Origin of the sequence: Natronococcus pandeyae, from assembly GCF_008122205.1 — an archaeon.
In the GTDB taxonomy this organism is placed as follows: domain Archaea; phylum Halobacteriota; class Halobacteria; order Halobacteriales; family Natrialbaceae; genus Natronococcus; species Natronococcus pandeyae.
In genome coordinates this window covers 15,952-32,876 of record NZ_PHNJ01000020.1, presented here as the reverse complement: position 1 = coordinate 32,876, position 16,925 = coordinate 15,952, and the positions used below count along the sequence as shown (strand labels likewise).

Sequence of the window (16,925 nt, the reverse complement as noted above, 5' to 3'; positions counted from 1 at the left end):
CCCGACGCTCACGCCGGTACTAGAACCCCATCATCACGAACACGACGAGAAAGACGATAATGCCGAAAACGGCAGTGAGAACCAGCCAGACCCCGACGATGATGGCTGCTTGTCGCCCGGTCATCTCGTCTCCCTCGAGCAGGGTCGTCAGATCGTTCCACAGCCGCCGAAGATCCATAGAACGGAATACTCCGTCCTGCTGTAAGTAAATTATCACTATAATTTCTCTGAACGATCTCTTCACCGTCTGCAGCGGTATTCGATAGCGGGTCACGAACCGACACTGTTCAGATCGGATACAGCTCGAGCACCGACTCCAGGTCGGTCGAGGCTGCCGTGTCCACGAGGTTCCGCTCCGGATCGTAGGTGACGAGGCCCGCGTCGGCGAGTTTCGGGAGGTGGGAGTGGTGCAGCAACACGCGGGCTCGCTTCATCTCCTCGTCGGGAATCTCCGGGCTGTTGGCCTCGTATTTCCGGACGGCGACCTCACGTGCGAGCTCGGCGATCGAGATCGGCGTTTCGTGCTCGCAGAGGGAACGGATCACGTGTCGCCGATGTTCGTTTGCGAGCACCTCGAACGGGACGTCGGTGTTCACCGGACGTTGCTGCTCCTCGACCATACGGGATACCATACTGTGTTCGAAAAAAAGAGCGAGTGGGTTGTATACATCGCTCCGTTAAGTATGCACGCTACGTACTGGCGTCGTCCCCCTCCCCGACCTGACCGATCGTGAGGACGTTTCCGACGAGGTTCTTGTGCGCGTGATGGAGTCGCTTCGAGAGCGCTTGCTGGGTGATCCCGAGTTGATCCGCCAACTCCGTCATGGTGATTTGCTGCGGGACGTCGAAGAATCCCGCTTCGTACGCCGTCACCAGGGTCTCTCGTTGCTTCGGCGTCAGCCCGTACTGGGAACTCGCCATCGGCTGTGCCTGCTCGTGTAGCCTGTCGAGTTCGAAGGACACCTCGTTTTCCTGACAGTACTTGTGGAACTTCGTGACCTTGTCCTCGTCGTCGAAACGCATCTCGATCTCCCAGGACTCGTTGTTTCCCGTCGCCTCGAGGATGGTCGCACCCATCTCGACGTAGGCGTAGACGATCGTCTCGATATTCGACGTCCACTCCGCCCGATAGAGAACCGCACCGTCGATCCGGTCGATCCGTGCTGTCTGTGTGACGGTCGGATCGTCGGCGAGCGCCGCCTCGAATCGGTCCTGATCGCCGCCGACCGCCCAGAAGTAGGGCATGACCCGTTCTTCCGTCGTGGCGACGAGACGCTCGATCTCGACGACCGTCTCCGGCACGGCTGACAGCGCGTGGTGGAGCGCAAAGTCCGCAGGATGGATCGTAAACTCTCCGAGTACGCTCATGGGACACGCTGGCATCCACCGGAGATAAACCCGTGTTCGTCCCAGACGGCAGGTTCCGCAGCCAGCGTCGCTCTCTACGTCGTTACTCCGCGTCGTCGAGAGCCGCGAGTACGTCCTCAGCGTGGTCCCCAGGCGAGACGCCCTCGTAGACGGCTTCGATCGAGCCGTCCGGTCCGACGAGGTACGTGTTCCGGAAGACGCCGTCGAACGTGTTGCCGAACATCTGCTTCTCGCCGTAGGACTCGTAGAGCGTCGCGACCTCACCATCCGGATCGGACAGCAGATCGAACTCGAGGTCGTGTTCGTCGGCGAACGACTCGAGGTCGTCGACGGGGTCGTCGCTGATCCCGACGACGCTCGCGTCCAGTTCGTCGAAGCGGGACCGGGCGGCCTCGAACTCGAGGGCTTCGGTCGTACAGCCCTCGGTGTTGGCTCGCGGATAGAAGTACACGACGAGTCGTTCGCCCTCGAAATCGGAGCGACGGACGGTCTCTCCGTGCTGGTTGGGCAGTGCAAACTCGGGTGCATCGTCACCGGTGTCGAGCATAGTAGTGGCTTCGAGAGAGCTCCTGTATAGCTTCTGATTAGCCGGTGTTATCCGACGGTGATCCGGCACGAGGAACCGTAGAAACCTACTCGAGCGGTTCTGCGGCGTCGCGTTCGACCAGCGGCGACGCGTTCTGTTCGGGGAGGGTGACGACGTCGTCGGACGACAGCGTGTACTCGCGGTCGTCGACGCCGAGGATCGAGCCGACGTCTCGGGTGATCCGAACCGTCACTCGGTCGACGGCGTCGGCATCGCCAGCGTCGGCGGTCGCGGTGGTGCGGTCGTCAGGTTCGGATCCCGCACCCGTATCGGACCCGTCGCTCGCACCTCCGCGCTCGAGCGACTCGCTGCCGGGGTCGCCAGACGACGCCGAAGACGACCCATCCGGTTCGGATTCGTCGTCGGAGCCGGAACCGGTCTCGTCGACCGTCGGCGCGTCTCCGCCCATGACGTCGGCGGGGGTGACGCCACCCGAGTCGTCCGGGGTCCGCTGATCGTCGTCGACCGGATCGATCTCGGTCGGGTCGATGTCTGTCGCCGGCTCCGGTGGCGGCGTCGGCGGACCGTCGTCCGTTCGAGCCGGATCCGTCGGCGCGTCAGTCGGACCGGCGGCGGTGTCGACTGCGCTCGAGTCCGTTTCTCCCGTACCGGCACCGGCGTCGGCGCCGGAGCCAGGTTCGACGTCGACCCCCTCGAGCACGTCGAGGACGCGGCTCTTGTTCGACTGGATGCGGTCGACGAGGTCGTCGAAGAGATCCGCCTCTTCGGCGGTGAGACCGTCGTCGTCGGCCGCCATTCCGGCCGCCGCGAGGCTGGCCTGTTTGACGAGTTTGCCCATTCGCCGCTCGTAGATCGCCTCGACGACGTCCTTGGCAGTCTCGATCTCGTCGGTGAGTCGGCTGATCTCGGGCGAGGAGAACGGATCGTCGACCTGTTCGGCGACGCGCTCGCGCTCGTCCTCGAGTTCGGCGATGTACTCGCCGACCTCCTGATAGAACGAGGGTCGCAGATTCTGGAGGCTGTCTTTCTGGCGCTCCTTGCTCTGGACCGAGCGTAACTCGTCTAAATTCATTCTTTCTCCTTTTCAGCTCTCCCGCGCGCCATGAGAAACACGGCAACGTACTCCGGGAGTGACTGGTCACCCTCCGAGACCGTAAAGCTATCTCCTCCGAGTTCGACCTCGCCGCCGTCGCTGACGTCGACGGTGATCTCGTGGCCCGTGAACGTCTCCGGGACGGCGTCGACCAGCGGTTCGAAGTCGTCGATCTCGTCGCGCTCGAGGCGAACCGTCTTCAGTCCGCTGCCGCCGTGGAGGCTTCCCGGTAGACGGATGAGTCGGTTCGTGTCGGTCGTTACCGGCTCGTCGATCGGCGCGTTGTCCCGTTCGACAGCCTGCTGGGCGAAGCGCTCGGCCAACTGAGAGACCGCGGTGTGGACGGTGACGTTGCCCGCCTCGAGCTGTTCGCGGTTGTTGCGGGCGGCGTTCAGCGTCGCCGTCGCCTTCCCCTCGCCGATGCCGTCGAACGACTGGAGCCGTTCCAGGGCCGCATCCTCCTCGAGTTCGAGCAACTCGTCGACGAACGTCATGAAGTGATCGTGGGTCCGCCCACCCCATCCACCCTCGGTCCGGAGGCGCCGCCGTTCCGTCGGCGTCTTCCGGCCGAGCCCCGCGACGGTCTCGGTCTCGATCAACTCCTCGAACTCGAGGCCGATCCCGCGGACGTAGTCGACGATTTCGCGGCGGTGCTCCCGGTCGAGGTGGAGCACGCTCTCGTCGCGAACGTGAACGTGGTAGCCCCGCCCCCCGGAGAAGACGATCTCCAGGTCCTCGAAGCCGAAGTCGTCCTCGAGAAAGTCGAGGAGGCGGAAGAGGGCGGCCTTACACTTCGAGAGCATCTCGCCGTAGGAGTCCTCGCCGAGCGTGACTCGCGGCAGATGATCGGCGTCCAGGTCGAAGACCAGATCCGACGAGCGCCACTCCTTCTCGCTCATCGAACTCGCGCCCGGGTCGCGGTAGCGCCCGGCGGAGAAGTAGACGTGGCGCGGCCGCTTCCGGACGAGAAACTCCGAGAGATCGCCTAACTCGAGCAGCGAACGGTGCCGGACCATCGTCGTCCCTGGTCCCTCAGTCCAGGGAATGAACCCCCACTCTCGCTCGTTGGCCTCGGGCGGCGGCGTGATCTCTGTCCGCCGGTAGTGATCACGAAATCGGCCGCGAAGGTAGGCCCGCGTTCGCTCTTCCATACGCTTCGCGTACTCGTCGTGGGTCAGGTATAATTGTATTGAAGTGGCGGCGAGAAGTATCGAGCCGGCGAGAGAACCGCGGTACAGGTGAGCGAACGCCGCGGGTCAGCGCCGCATGAGTTCGGAGATTCGGTCGGCGAGACCGGCGTCCGAACCCAGTTTCAGGTAGTAGGCGTCGCCGCCGTCCTCGTAGTAGTTGTCGATCCGGCGCTTGATCTCGAAGCCGAGGTGTTCGTAAAACTGTAGCGCGTTCTCGTTGCTCGTCCGGGCGTGGCAGGTGATCGTATCGTGTTCGTCCGCGACGCGGGCGACGAGCCGTTTCCCGAGGCCCCGCCCTCGACAGTCCGGAGAGACCGCGAGAAAGAGAATGTAGCCGTCCCGTCGAACGGCCGCGAACCCCACGAGTTCGTCCTCCTGCAGATAGCAGTAGACCGTCGAGCGGCGGTACGCACTGGTGAAGAAGTCGTACCGCTGTTTGAGAACCCCCTCCTGGCGGTTTATCGCTTCCTTGAGCTGCCAGGCTTCGTCGACGTGATCGTCACTCCCCGGGGTGACGACGCGACTGTCGATGTTGACGCTCACTACCACACTGTAACAGCGTCGCCAATATAATTCCACCGGGAGCACCGCCGTTCCGACGGGAAGAGCGCACCGACGGATCGACCGAACGTGAGGCGTCGCGCGGCTCCGGAGCGAGTGTCCGCCCGCCGGACTCCCCGCGCGCCGGAAGCGACGAACATACGTCGCAGGCTCGAGAACGAACACGCATGGAATACGAACTTCGGGACCACACCGCCGACGTTGCGGTCGCGGCGACCGGCGACACGCTCGAGGCGGTCTTCGCGGCGGTGGCCGACGGGCTCGCAGCCGCGTCGTGTGATGACGTCCCGGTCGACGTCGGCGATCGGTTCACCGTCTCGGTCACGGCGGAGAGCCGCGAGGCCCTGCTGTTCGACTTTCTGGACGAACTGATCTACCTGCGGGACGTTCGGGAGGCGTTGCCCGTCGACCACCGCGTCGAGACGATCGACGAACTCGGATCAGAGGGGTGGCGGCTCGAGGCCAGCGCCCGCGAGGTCCCGCTGGACGAGGTCGACGCCCGCGAGGTAAAGGCCGTCACCTACTCGGAGATGCGACTCGAGCAGACCGACGAGGGCTGGGAGTCCTACGTCGTCTTCGACGTCTGAACGACGAGTGCAACCGCCTCGGTCCGCGGGGCCGGGAAGGCGTGCGCTTTTCCGTCGCATTCGTCTGGGACTAGATGATGACGTTCGCTCGCCGCTCGCGACCGCTCGAAATCGTTCTCTCCGTCACCCTCTCGGTTCTCTTTCTGGCCGGTGCCGGCGTCGGCTCTGTGACCGCCCACGAGGAGTACGTCGTCGACGACGAGTACGACGTTTCGGTTAGCGAGTTTCTCGCGGACGCGCTGACCGATCCGCTGGTCGTTGGACCGCTGTTCGCGGGCGGATTGGCCGCTCTCGTCGCCGTAGCGGCCTACCGCCGAATCCGCCCCGTTCCTCGAGACGTCGCGGCCTTCAGGGACGCGATGGGTGAGTACACCGAGTACGTGCCGTGGCTGTTGCGGATCTCGTTTGGCATTCCGTTGATCGGAGCCGGGTTCGGCGGCTACTTCATCAGTCCCGCCCTCGAGGTCGATCTTCGTCTCCTGCAGGTCGGACTCGGCTTTCTGTTGCTGTTCGGGCTCGGAACCCGGATCGTCGCCCTCCTGACCCTCGGAACGTATCTCGTCGGGGTCCTGATCTGGCCGACGCTCCTGTTGCAACTCGAGTTCGTGGGCGGCCTGCTCGCGATCGCACTCGTGGGCAGCGGCAAGCCGAGCGCCGATCACGTGCTCCAGCGGATGGCCGGCACGCCCGGAACCCTCTACGGGCGGTTCGACGTCGTCTACGACTACGCGCGCCGTTTTCAGGACTGGAACGCGGCCCACGAGCGGTATCTGCCGACGGTAACCCGCCTCGGACTCGGCGTCACGTTCGTCTATCTCGGCCTGACCCAGAAGATCCTGCGGCCGGGTATCGCGCTCGCGGTGGTCGATCAGTACGATCTGGCCGCCGTCGCCCCCGTCACGCCGGAGCTGTGGGTGCTGGGTGCGGGACTGGCGGAGATCGCGCTGGGTGTGGCGCTGATCGTCGGCCTGTTCACCCGCGCGACGGCCGCGACGGCGATCGCGATGTTCACGCTCACGCTCTTTGCGCTCCCCGACGACCCGGTTCTCGCTCACGTCGGGCTCTTCGGGATGGCCTCAGTGCTGTTGATCACCGGCAGCGGACCGCTCGGTCTCGACGGACGGCTGACGGCGTCGAAGTGAACTGCACCGGTGCTACCGGCTGAAACTGGACGGGAAGAGCGGGAAGCTGACAGTAACGTTCGGTCGTGTGACGTGTGCCCTCCCCTCGCCGTCCGAGAGAGGCGAACGTTCTTTGAGCGTCGCGGACCGACGTTCACGTATGACCACCTTCGACGCAGACGGCGTCACGCTCGAGCGCGTTCGCGAGTACGTCTGGGAGATCCCCCAGGAGGAGGGGATGCGCGTCCCCGCCCGAATCCTCGCCAGCGAGGCGCTACTCGAGGAGATTTCCGAGGACAAGACGATCGAACAGATCAAGAACACCACCCACCTGCCGGGGATCACGAACCACGCCATCTGTATGCCCGACGGCCACCAGGGCTACGGCTTCCCGGTCGGCGGCGTCGGCGCACTCGACGCCGAAGACGGCTGTATTTCGCCGGGTGCGGTCGGCTACGACATCAACTGCGGCGTCCGGATGATGCGGACGAACCTCACCTACGACGAGGTGCAGGGTCACGAGGAGGAACTCGTCGACTCGCTGTTCGCCAACGTCCCCTCGGGACTCGGCGGCGGCGGCATCGTTGAGGCCGGCGTCGACACCGTCGACGAGATTCTGGCTCGAGGGGTCGACTGGGCGCTCGAGCACGGTCACGCCGTCGAGGAGGACCTGCTCCACTGCGAGGACGAGGGGATGCGCGAGGGCGCGGACCCCGACAAGGTGAGTCAGAAAGCCAAAGACCGCGGGAAGAACCAGATCGGCTCGCTGGGCTCGGGGAACCACTTCCTCGAGGTCCAGCGCGTCACGGACGTCTTCGACGACGAGGTGGGCGCCGCGTTCGGGCTCGAAGAGGACCAGATCGTCGTCCTGATCCACTGTGGCTCCCGCGGACTGGGCCACCAGACCTGCAACGACTACCTGCGCAAGATCGAGCAACAGCACAAGGGGCTGCTGGACCGGCTCCCGGACAAAGAACTGGCCGCGGCACCTGCGGGATCCCAGCTCGCCGAGGACTACTACGGTGCGATGAACGCGGCGATCAACTTCGCGTGGGTCAACCGCCAGCTGATCATGCACCGCACCCGGAAGGTGTTCGAGCGCGTCTTCGACCGCTCCTGGGAGTCGATGGAGATGGATCTCCTGTACGACGTGGCACACAACATCGCCAAAAAAGAGATGCACACCGTGAACGGAGCAGAACGCGAACTCTACGTCCACCGGAAGGGCGCGACGCGGGCGTTCCCGGCGGGCCACCCCGAGGTGCCGAAGGCCTATCGGGACGTCGGCCAACCAGTGATCATTCCCGGCAGCATGGGCGCGGGGAGCTACGTGCTGCGCGGCGGCGAGAACTCGATGGATCTCACCTTCGGCTCGACCGCCCACGGGGCGGGGCGGCTGATGAGCCGCACGCAGGCGAAAAACGAGTACTGGGGCGGCGACGTCCAGCAGGAACTCGAGGACCAACAGCAGATCTACGTGAAGGCCCAGTCGGGCGCGACGGTCGCCGAGGAGGCACCAGGCGTCTACAAGGACGTCGACGAGGTCGTCCGCGTCTCCGACGAACTGGGCATCGGTGACAAAGTCGCGCGGACGTTCCCCGTCTGCAACATCAAAGGATAGCGCTCAGTTCACTCGGAACGGGTTGTCGCCGTCTTCGCGATCGTCTCCCTCGTCCCCATCGTCGCTCTCGTACGGTTTCCGGGCGGTGATCGTCACGGTTGCCTCCGGATCGTCTTCGTCGGCCCACGGGCTGTCGTAGGCCGAGATCTCGAGGTCGGTGACGTCCCAGCCCTCGGCTTCGACGAGTTCGACGAGGCGACGCTGGTCGGCGAGCATCTCCTGATCCATAGCAGGGCTTCGACATCGATGGTGGTAGGTGTTCTGCCGGAGACGGCCGACGATACGTTCAGTCGTCGTCCTCGGAGTCGTCGACGCCGACCGCCTCTTCGACGAGGGATCGATGAGCCCGTCGCAACCGCTCGGACAGCGCCTGATGTGAGATTTCGAGTTCGTCCGACAGTTCCTCCATGTCGATCGTTCGCGGGATATCGTAGTAGCCGCGATCCAGCGCCGCGACCAGCGTCTCGTGCTGGGCGTCGGTCAGGTCGAATCGGCTGTGACGGGTCTCGTCGAGTCGGTGGATCTTCTGGAGGTCGATCGACACTCCTTGGTCGGTCGCAAACTCGTAGGTCCGGGACAGCACGTCCCGCTCCGGGAAGAGCACCCGAAAACGCCACTGCGCGTTCTCGACCGTGGCCTCGAGCACCGTCGAATGTTCTCCGGTCAGCAGCCCGAGAACGTCGGTGACGTCGTCGGTCCAGTCCACCGCATACAGGCGCTCGTCACCGAGATCGGAGAGGAGTTCGGCCTCTACGACCGTCGAGTCCGTTGCAAGCGCGTCGTCGGCCTCCGCGAGCGTCGCCTCGTCGGCGAGAAACCAGACGTAGGGCATGATGCGGTCGGGATCGTAAGCGACGACACGCTCGATCTCGACGACGAGACCGGTCGTGACATCGAGCGTCTGCCCCAGTGCGAACTCCTCGGCGGGAACGGTGAGTTCGGCGATAGTACTCATAGCAGTGCTCACAACCTCCGTCCCCAAGAGTCATACACCCCTCACCGTCACTCCGTCCCATCCCCACTCCGACGCGGCGCTCGTACTCCCGGACGGGCAGTGCCGATGTGACAACCGCACGGGACGACTCCGATCCGCCGATTGCGAAACCAAAACTAGTTACATCGCCTCGAATCCTCCAGCGTATTTAAGCAGTTTCGCCTGCAAAGGGTGAGTATGCTCACCGACGAGTTCGGGCGCGAGGTGACGGGGGTTCGGGTCTCGCTCACCGATCGGTGCAACTTCGACTGCATCTACTGCCACAACGAGGGACTCGGAGACACTCGCGGTCCGATGGATCCACAGGACGACGAGATGACTGCCGACGAGGTCGTTCGATTCCTCGAGGTCGCCGCCGAGTTCGACGTCGACTCGGTCAAGTTCACCGGCGGCGAACCCATGCTCCGACAGGACTTGGAGGAGATCATCGAACGCACGCCCGACCAGATGGAGGTCTCACTCACGACGAACGGCACGTTCCTCCCCGGCCGGGCCGAGGACCTCGTCGACGCCGGCTTAGAGCGGGTCAACGTCTCCCAAGACGCGCTCGATCCAGAGGACTTCGCCGCCGTGACCAAAAGCGGCGCGTACGAGAAGGTGCTCGAGGGCGTCGACGCCGCGCTCGAGGCGGGCCTGGATCCGGTCAAACTCAACATGGTCGTCTTCGAGCACACGGCCGGCTACGTCCCGGAGATGGTCGACCACGTCGCGGAAAACGAGGGACTGCAGCTCCAGCTGATCGAGTACATGCCCGAACTCACGGGCAAGCCCGAGTGGAACATCGACATCCAGCGGGTCCACGACTGGCTCGCCGAACAGGCCGACGAGGTCGAACGCCGCGAGATGCACGACCGGAAACGGTACTGGGTCAGTAGCGACGACGGCGACGGACGGGGGATGGTCGAAATCGTCGACCCCGTCGAGAACCCCACCTTCTGTGCGAACTGCCACCGCGTTCGGGTCACCCACCAGGGCTTCCTGAAAGGCTGTCTCAACCGCAACGACGACCTCCGGCCGATGGGCGAGATGACCAAAGACGAGATCCGCGAGGCGTTCCGCGAGGTCGTCGCGAACCGGGTTCCCTACTACGGCGAGTACATGGTCAAGAACGACGCGGGCGAGTGGGAGGTCAACGACAAGTACATCGAGGAGTACGCCGAGGTCTGAAACACCCACCCACTTCTCACGAGTTACCTCGCTCCCCGAACACCTGTAACCGGTAGGTGCGACTCGAGTCGCCGTCGCTATCGTCCCCGTAGTTGTACACGCGGCCGTCCGCCGCCGCGAGGTGCCACCGCGAATCGTCCTTCTCCGTTTCCCAGCGCGTGGCGCCGGTATCGGTCGCCAGCCCGACCATCCGTCGATTGGCGTTGACGACGACGGTTTCACCGACGATCAACGGGGCGAAGCCCCCCCATCCCTGAAAGTGGACGTCCGCGTCCCACGTTTTCGTCCCCGTCTCCGGCTCGAGGGCACGTACCGTCCCCCCGGCTTTCCCACGCCGTGGTCCCACGACGACGACCGCGTCCTCGGCGACCGCCGGTGCGATCGACACCACGTCCGATTCGGTCCATCGCCGGCTGCCGTCGGCCGCCTCGAGCGCGCGTAACTCGCCCCCGGCGCAGCAGTACACCGTTCCGTCGGCGACTGCGGGCGCACCGACGGGAGGGGCGAGCGAGACGTTCCACTGCCGATCCCCGTCTCGGTCGTAGACCACGAGTTCGTCCTCGCCGGGAACGTACACCCGATTCGAGTCGACGGCCGGAGCCAACTGTTCGGTGTGCGTGTGACGCTGGTGAGGGTGTTCCAGCGTCGGCAGCGCGTCGCTCCACTCCTCCTCGCCGGTCGCCGCGTCGACCGCGACGATCCCGTTCGTGGTCCGCAGGTAGACGGTGCCGTCGGCGACCGTCGGCGTAAACCCTGATCCGCGCTCGAGCGGACGGGACCACTCGAGTTCGCCGTCGGCCATCGACAGCGCCGCCAGCAGTCCGTCGCCGCCCGCGGAGACGCCCGTCTCGTCGCTGACGGTGAGGACGACGCGGTCGTCCGCGATCGCCGGTGCGCCGTCCGGAAATTCTCGCTCGAGTCGCCGCTGCCAGCGGACCGCAGGCCAGCCCTGCTCCTCCCCGGTGTCGAGACAGGTCACGACGCAGGCGTCGTCTTCCTCAGCGGGAGCGACCAGAACGGTCTTCCCGTCGTCGACGACCGGTGCTCTGGCGTACGAGCCGGCGATGTCGATCGCGTCCACCCCGTATTCTATCGGCGAGTCGGACCCGGGATTTCGGATCGTTCCGTCCGGCACGGTCCGCGTGTTTGCCGGCGTCGCGTTGACCGACGGCCACGCATACGACGTCGAACCGGGCGGTTCGGGGTCGGGATCGGCGCGGAGCGCGGTACACCCCGCGAGTCCGGCGGCGAGTAGCGAGACGACGGCGCGTCTGGAGGGCACGATGCTCGAGTCCAGTGCCGATTACCATGAGTTTTTTGTAACTGTGAGCGATCCGACAACGATCGAACGTCGAGGCCGTGGCGAAAATTCGAGTCAGATCGGTCGTCTCGACCGAAGCGGAACGGGAAGCGATCGTTTCAGGGGCTTCGCGTCCGGTTTCGCCGCCGCCGAGCCGACTTTCCGGCGTTTCGGCTGCCGAATCCGACGACGATGAGCACCGCCGCGACCACCAGCAACACCACCGCACCGATCGGCTGTCCCTCGCCGCCGACGACGTAGACCGCGTAGCCGGCCGTCCCCGACAGCAGGCCGACGAGGAGACTCGAGACGACCTGTACCGCCTCGAGCCGACCCGTCTCGGCCTCCCGACCGAGCTGATCGCCGAGGTCGATGGCGCCGTGGGCGACGTCCCAGGCGACTACCGTCGCGATCGTTCCGACGACGGTCGGTTCGACCGTAGTCGTCTCGAGTCCGCCGACGACGACCCCGAAGAAGAGCACGAGTGCGCCGGCGTCGACCGCCCGGCCGTGGCCGATACCCAGACCGACGGCGAAGACGACGAGACCGAACGCGGCGAACGCGAGTGCGCTGGTCCCGCCGGTTCCGGCGGCGAAGACGGCGACGAGCGCGGCCCCAGCCGCGACGACGCTCGAGCGGGCCGTCGGCCGGCGGGTGATTTCGGTCATCGGCGACCACCCGCGGAGTGGCGAGCAAACACCTCGTCGATCGACTCGTCGGCGGGCCAGTCGACGACCGGGATTCCCGCGCGCTGCAGGTCGAATCGTCGAACGCGGCGGGCGACGCGGGCCAGCCGTTCGCCGACCGTCTCGTCGGCCGTCGGATCCGGACTGACGACGGTGACCGGGTGGCCGTGGGCGTCGAGTCGGCGAGCGACGTCCGCCGACACGTAGTCACAGAGCGGCGTGAGGAAGACGATCTGGGTCTCTGCGGAGAGCCGCCGCCTGATCGTTCGCAGTTGCCAGAGCCACCGCCCCTCGTCGGCCGGTGGTACCGCCGAGAACTGCGGATGCGTCGCGAGCAACTCCGCGAACTGAACCTCGTGGTGGCGGCCCGATGCGGGCGCGAGCCAACACGACTCCCTGCCCGCTTCGGTACCGCCGTCCCGGTCGACCGGACCGAGTCCGGCGAGGCCGACGGTGTCGCCCTCTGCGAGCAGCGAGGCGGCGATCCGCCCCGCAGCGGTAACCGATCGATCGACGGCGTTGGTCGCGTCGGGTTCCGGAGCGAGGTGGGCCGCCTTCCGTGCGTCGACGAGCACGACGACGCGTGCCGCTCGTTCCTCGTGGAACTCGAGCGTCGCGAGGTCGCCGGTCTTGGCGTGGCGGTTCCAGTCGACCCGGGAGAGCGGATCGCTCTTGCGATACTCCCGGACGGAGTGGAAGGTCGTTCCCGCCCCTCCCTCGGCCGTCTCGAGTCGGCCCGAGAACGAGGCCGCCGTCGCCCGGAGCGGGACGGGCGCCGCGACCGGTCGCAGTTCCGGTTCGCAGACGACCGTCGTCTCGCTGCCGACCAGATACTCGCGCTCCGTCGACCGCGAGAGGTCGCGGACGACCGCGAGGGCGGGATCGAACTCGTGACTGCCGCGCCGGACGGCGGCCGTGTACTCGAGCGTAACCGACTCGCCGGGGCGCAACGCGGTGCCGAGGCGGCTCGAGCCGTCGGTGACCGCCAGTCCAGAGGGGACGCCGTCGACGAACCGGAGGTCGGGAACGAACGCGTCGCGCTCGTTGGTGATCGTCACGGTGACGTCGATATCGTCGCCGGGCACCGGTTCGGCGTCGCTCAACTGGCGGTCGACCGATAGCTCGAGTTCGGGTGGTTCGAGCGCGCGGGCGAAGGCGGCGTAACCGACGCCGACGACGCCGGCGAGCACGACGGCGGGGGATTCGGAGACGACGCCGATACCGACGGCGAACAGCGCGACGACGCCGATACCGTACCAGTAGTCGGTCGAGCGCTCCCGCGTGCGACTGATCCCATCGACGGCCTTCGTGGTGGTTCGCGCCGCACGATCGGTGTCGGCGCGTTCGTCGTCAGTTCGATCGTACCGCGGCAGGGACCGCGCTGCGGCGTCGCCGCTCTCGTACCCGATCACGGCGATAGCGGCGACTGCGTGTCGAACCTGGGTGTAGAAACGGCTCTTGCGCCCGGTGATGGCCGCCAGTCGGTCGCGAACCGATCGCGATGGAGGATCGAGTGAGGTGGAGAGGAACGCGGCCGCCACCGGATCGTCGGTCCAGGTGCCGTCCTCGAGTTGCTGGGCAGCTTCGTCCTCCGTGCGGCCGTCGAAGCGGGTGAGGGCGGCGATCGCTGCCGCCCGCAGTCCGTCGGTCGTTCGTCGGCTGGTGGGCGTATAGCTGGTCTTGGCCGTTCGAAACGCGCCGATCGCTTCGGCCAGCGTCTCGCCGGGAACGGGAACGGCGGTTCGGCGCTCGGGATCCGGCGTCGGTGTGCGGTTCGCGTCACCGCGGTTGAGCAGCGACCTGATCCCGATCACGACCGCGAGCAGACCGACGATGACAGCGATCGATTGGGAGAGGGCGATCTCGAGCACGCCGAACAGGGCCGCGACGCCGCCGGCGAACGCGGCCAGTCCCAACACGAGCAGCGTCGGGCGGACGTTCACGTCGAACCACCGCCGTCGGTGAGCGTGCGGTCGTCTCCGGTATCGGCCGACTCCGATTCGTCTCGAGCGTACTCGGTCTCGATCCGGCGAAGGACCGAGACCGCACGTTCTTCCATCGCTGCCGTGGTTTCGACGTCGCCGTACCTGACGTCCTCGAACAGCCGGGTGAGTTCCTCGACGTGATCGCGCTCGAGTCCGGCGTCGACGGCCGCGTCGGCGAACTCGCGCGGCGTACTCGACTCGGGACGCTCGACCTCGAGCAGGGTCGTCATTTCCCGCCAGGCACGGTACACCTCGTTGTCGACGGCGGTCCCCTCGTCGATTCGGTCGGCCGCGCGGCCGGCGGCGGAGCCGACCGCAGCGGCGTCTGCATCCTCCGCCGTCGGCGCGACGGCGTTCGGTTCGGATAGCTCGTCGGTCCCACCGGAATCGCGGGAGAGCAACACCCCGCCGACGAAGACGGCGGCGAGCAGCGCCAGGACGACGAGCAACGGACTGGTCGGCATCGAACTGCCGTCGTCACCGCTTCCCGGTTCGCCACCGTCGCCGGGGAGTCCGGGTGACTCGTTGGCCGGTTCCTGAGGAGTGGCGTTCGAAGAGAGCAAGAGATCGCTCGCGTTCATGATTCCGTACGCCAGGACGACGGTGACGAGGGCGACGAGTAATCCGATCGCGATCAGTTTCACCGCCTCCCGCCGGTTCGCGAGGAGATACCAGACGACGACGACCGCGAGGAGGGCGACCACGACGTAGACGAGGTACTCGAGGAAGGGCGGGATCTCGCCGCTCACCGGGGGATCCGCGGGCGGCGGCTGGCCGGCACCGGAGCCGTCGCCGTCGCCACCGCCGGCCCCGCCGGAGCCGCTGGTCTCGAGCGGAGAGCGGACGGTCGCTGCTGCCAGCGCAATCGCGACGATTGCCGCGACGGCGGCGACGAGTCGGACGAAAGGTTCCTTTCGTGACACTCGTTACGGTCGGTACGAACGCGATGGTAATAAGCGGGGGTCCTTCGCTTCTAACGGGACGCCGACGGCTCTCTCACGGAGGGCGGTCGCCGTTGCCATTCGTTGCCCTTAAGTACCCATCGGCGATAGGTTTGTATGCAATACGTGCAGGGGACGCAGTCCCCGAGTCCGGACGGGCGATGATAGATAACGGTGTCGTGGTAGCCAAGCGGCCCAAGGCGCATGGTTGCTAACCATGTGGCGTCAAGCCTCCGGGGTTCGAATCCCCGCCACGACGTCGGTTTCACTCGACCGGCACTTCAGCCGGTCGTCTTTGCAACGCGCGAACACCAGACACACATACACAACACATGAGCGAGGAAGAACCTCAAGAACAAGAGGACGAAGACCTTCAGTACTTCGTCCGCATCGGTCAAACCGACCTCGACGGGACGAAGTCCGTCGAGCGCTCGCTCTCGGAGATGAACGGGATCGGTCGACGGACCGCCCGAATCATCGCCAACGAAGCGGGCGTCGACCGAACGGCGACGTTCGGCCGACTCGACGACGACGTCATCGACGAGGTCGTCGAAGTCGTAGAGAGCTACGCTGACGAAGTCCCGGACTGGCTCAACAACCGCCAGCACGACTTCTACTCCGGCGAGACGACTCACGAGATCGGGAACGATCTCCAGTTGACCCGGCAGCACGATATCAACCGGATGAAGATGATCGACTCCTACAAGGGATCGCGCCACAAGCGCGGCCAGAAGGTTCGCGGTCAGCGAACCAAGTCCACGGGTCGTACCGAGGGCACCATCGGAGTCAACGTCGAAGAGATCCGCGAAGAACAGGCAGAGGAAGCTGCCGCCGAGGAGGATGACGAATAATGCCGCTCGGAACTGACACCAAACAGTACGAGACGCCGAACCACCCCTACCAGGGAGAGCGCATCTCGAACGAGCACTCGCTGCTCGATCGCTACGGCCTCAGTAACAAAGAAGAGCTCTGGCGAGCACAGTCCGAGCTTCGCTCCTACCGGCGCGAGGCCCGTGACCTGCTCGGCCAGCCCCAGGACGACGAGATCGTCATTCGTCGCTCCGAGGAGTTCCTCGGGCGACTCAAGCGCGTCGGCATTCTCGACGAAGCGGACGAACTCGGCGACGTCCTCAGCCTCGAGGTCGAGGACGTCCTCGAGCGCCGTCTCCAGACGGTCGTCTACCGCAAGGGGCTCGCCAACACGACCCAGCAGGCTCGGCAGTTCATTACGCACGGGCACATCATCGTCGACGGCCAGCGACACTGTATTCCGTCGTACGTCGTCGACGTCGACGAGGAGGATCTCGTCGACTTCGAGGAGAACAGTCCACTTGCAGACGAGCTCCACCCGGAGCGAGCGGAGGGTCAATAACATGAGTCAGGACGACGATAAGTGGGGAGTCGCCCACGTGCACGCATCGTTCAACAACACGGTCATGACCGTGACCGACCTCACGGGCGCGGAGACGATCGCCAAGTCCTCCGGTGGGACGGCGGTCAAGCAGAACCGCGACGAGGCGTCGCCGTACGCGGCCATGCAGATGGCCGAGTCCGTCGCCGAGGAGGTCAAGGCTGCCGGCATCACGGGTCTGCACGTTCGCGTGCGTGGCCCCGGCGGCAACCTTCAGAAGTCCCCCGGACCCGGCGCACAGGCGACGATCCGCGCGCTCGCCCGCTCGGGCATCGAGATCGGTCGCATCGAAGACGTCACGCCGATCCCGCACGACGGATCGCGCGCACCGAAAGGGAAGGGCGGCTACTGAC

Annotated in this window: 20 protein-coding genes and 1 tRNA gene; 8 read left to right on the top strand and 13 right to left on the bottom strand. The window is 65.8% G+C overall.

The window, feature by feature from the left end:
* Positions 1-19 precede the first annotated feature (19 nt).
* The 7 genes from CV102_RS26270 to CV102_RS23240 form a co-directional block, all read right to left on the bottom strand.
* Complete coding sequence (locus CV102_RS26270) at positions 20-178, bottom strand: hypothetical protein (RefSeq protein WP_187433092.1); 159 nt, start codon at positions 176-178, stop codon at positions 20-22.
* A gap of 109 nt (positions 179-287) precedes the next feature.
* Entirely contained in the window at positions 288-620 is a 333-nt protein-coding gene (locus CV102_RS23265; RefSeq protein ID WP_148860404.1) for a DUF7344 domain-containing protein, read from the bottom strand.
* 70 nt (positions 621-690) lie between these two features.
* Complete coding sequence (locus CV102_RS23260; RefSeq protein ID WP_148860403.1) at positions 691-1,368, bottom strand: helix-turn-helix domain-containing protein; 678 nt, start codon at positions 1,366-1,368, stop codon at positions 691-693.
* Positions 1,369-1,450: 82 nt separating this feature from the next.
* On the bottom strand, positions 1,451-1,915 hold the full coding sequence (gene bcp, locus CV102_RS23255) for a thioredoxin-dependent thiol peroxidase (protein WP_148860402.1): 465 nt from the start codon (positions 1,913-1,915) through the stop codon (positions 1,451-1,453).
* 85 nt (positions 1,916-2,000) lie between these two features.
* Entirely contained in the window at positions 2,001-2,987 is a 987-nt protein-coding gene (locus CV102_RS23250; RefSeq protein ID WP_148860401.1) for a DNA replication complex subunit Gins51, read from the bottom strand.
* Positions 2,984-4,159 carry a DNA primase small subunit PriS gene (gene priS / locus CV102_RS23245; protein ID WP_148860400.1) on the bottom strand — a complete coding sequence of 392 codons (1,176 nt, stop codon included), beginning with the start codon at positions 4,157-4,159 and terminating at the stop codon, positions 2,984-2,986. Before priS ends, CV102_RS23250 begins: the two co-directional genes overlap by 4 nt.
* Positions 4,160-4,264: 105 nt before the next feature.
* Positions 4,265-4,741 carry a GNAT family N-acetyltransferase gene (locus CV102_RS23240; protein ID WP_148860399.1) on the bottom strand — a complete coding sequence of 159 codons (477 nt, stop codon included), beginning with the start codon at positions 4,739-4,741 and terminating at the stop codon, positions 4,265-4,267.
* Between the two features lie 185 nt (positions 4,742-4,926).
* On the opposite strand from CV102_RS23240, the gene CV102_RS23235 reads away from it, so the two are divergent.
* The 3 genes from CV102_RS23235 to CV102_RS23225 all read left to right on the top strand — a co-directional run bounded on the left by CV102_RS23235 (position 4,927) and on the right by CV102_RS23225 (position 8,088).
* A complete protein-coding gene (locus tag CV102_RS23235; RefSeq protein ID WP_148860398.1) occupies positions 4,927-5,346 on the top strand; it encodes an archease in 420 nt (139 codons plus the stop codon).
* A gap of 77 nt (positions 5,347-5,423) precedes the next feature.
* Positions 5,424-6,488 (top strand): DoxX family protein, encoded by a 1,065-nt coding sequence (locus tag CV102_RS23230; RefSeq protein ID WP_148860397.1) that lies wholly within the window; start codon positions 5,424-5,426, stop codon positions 6,486-6,488.
* A 139-nt stretch (positions 6,489-6,627) separates the two neighbouring features.
* Positions 6,628-8,088, top strand: coding sequence for an RtcB family protein (locus CV102_RS23225; protein WP_148860396.1), 1,461 nt, complete (start codon positions 6,628-6,630; stop codon positions 8,086-8,088).
* Positions 8,089-8,091: 3 nt separating this feature from the next.
* Here the strand turns inward: CV102_RS23225 and CV102_RS23220 are convergent, their stop codons facing one another.
* Both CV102_RS23220 and CV102_RS23215 read right to left on the bottom strand, forming a co-directional pair.
* Entirely contained in the window at positions 8,092-8,316 is a 225-nt protein-coding gene (locus CV102_RS23220) for a hypothetical protein (RefSeq protein ID WP_148860395.1), read from the bottom strand.
* Between the two features lie 58 nt (positions 8,317-8,374).
* The gene (locus CV102_RS23215; RefSeq protein ID WP_148860394.1) at positions 8,375-9,043 is read right to left on the bottom strand and encodes a helix-turn-helix domain-containing protein; all 669 of its coding nucleotides are present in this window, start codon (positions 9,041-9,043) and stop codon (positions 8,375-8,377) included.
* A 216-nt stretch (positions 9,044-9,259) separates the two neighbouring features.
* On the opposite strand from CV102_RS23215, the gene moaA reads away from it, so the two are divergent.
* A complete protein-coding gene (gene moaA, locus CV102_RS23210; RefSeq protein ID WP_148860393.1) occupies positions 9,260-10,249 on the top strand; it encodes a GTP 3',8-cyclase MoaA in 990 nt (329 codons plus the stop codon).
* 16 nt (positions 10,250-10,265) lie between these two features.
* Here the strand turns inward: moaA and CV102_RS23205 are convergent, their stop codons facing one another.
* From CV102_RS23205 to CV102_RS23190, 4 genes are all read right to left on the bottom strand, one after another.
* Complete coding sequence (locus tag CV102_RS23205) at positions 10,266-11,531, bottom strand: outer membrane protein assembly factor BamB family protein (RefSeq protein ID WP_187433091.1); 1,266 nt, start codon at positions 11,529-11,531, stop codon at positions 10,266-10,268.
* 137 nt (positions 11,532-11,668) lie between these two features.
* Entirely contained in the window at positions 11,669-12,217 is a 549-nt protein-coding gene (locus tag CV102_RS23200) for a DUF7519 family protein (RefSeq protein ID WP_148860391.1), read from the bottom strand.
* Positions 12,214-14,178 carry a DUF58 domain-containing protein gene (locus CV102_RS23195; protein ID WP_148860390.1) on the bottom strand — a complete coding sequence of 655 codons (1,965 nt, stop codon included), beginning with the start codon at positions 14,176-14,178 and terminating at the stop codon, positions 12,214-12,216. The genes CV102_RS23200 and CV102_RS23195 overlap by 4 nt, the downstream gene beginning before the upstream one ends.
* Entirely contained in the window at positions 14,175-15,143 is a 969-nt protein-coding gene (locus CV102_RS23190; RefSeq protein WP_148860389.1) for a DUF4129 domain-containing protein, read from the bottom strand. Before CV102_RS23190 ends, CV102_RS23195 begins: the two co-directional genes overlap by 4 nt.
* Before the next feature lie 194 nt (positions 15,144-15,337).
* Here CV102_RS23190 and CV102_RS23185 point away from each other — a divergent pair.
* The 4 genes from CV102_RS23185 to CV102_RS23170 all read left to right on the top strand — a co-directional run bounded on the left by CV102_RS23185 (position 15,338) and on the right by CV102_RS23170 (position 16,924).
* Positions 15,338-15,420 (top strand) — tRNA-Ser (locus tag CV102_RS23185).
* Positions 15,421-15,493: 73 nt separating this feature from the next.
* Positions 15,494-16,012, top strand: a complete 519-nt coding sequence (locus CV102_RS23180) for a 30S ribosomal protein S13 (RefSeq protein ID WP_148860388.1) — start codon at positions 15,494-15,496, stop codon at positions 16,010-16,012.
* On the top strand, positions 16,012-16,533 hold the full coding sequence (locus tag CV102_RS23175; protein ID WP_148860387.1) for a 30S ribosomal protein S4: 522 nt from the start codon (positions 16,012-16,014) through the stop codon (positions 16,531-16,533). Before CV102_RS23180 ends, CV102_RS23175 begins: the two co-directional genes overlap by 1 nt.
* 1 nt (position 16,534) lies before the next feature.
* The gene (locus CV102_RS23170) at positions 16,535-16,924 is read left to right on the top strand and encodes a 30S ribosomal protein S11 (RefSeq protein WP_148860386.1); all 390 of its coding nucleotides are present in this window, start codon (positions 16,535-16,537) and stop codon (positions 16,922-16,924) included.
* Position 16,925 lies beyond the last annotated feature (1 nt).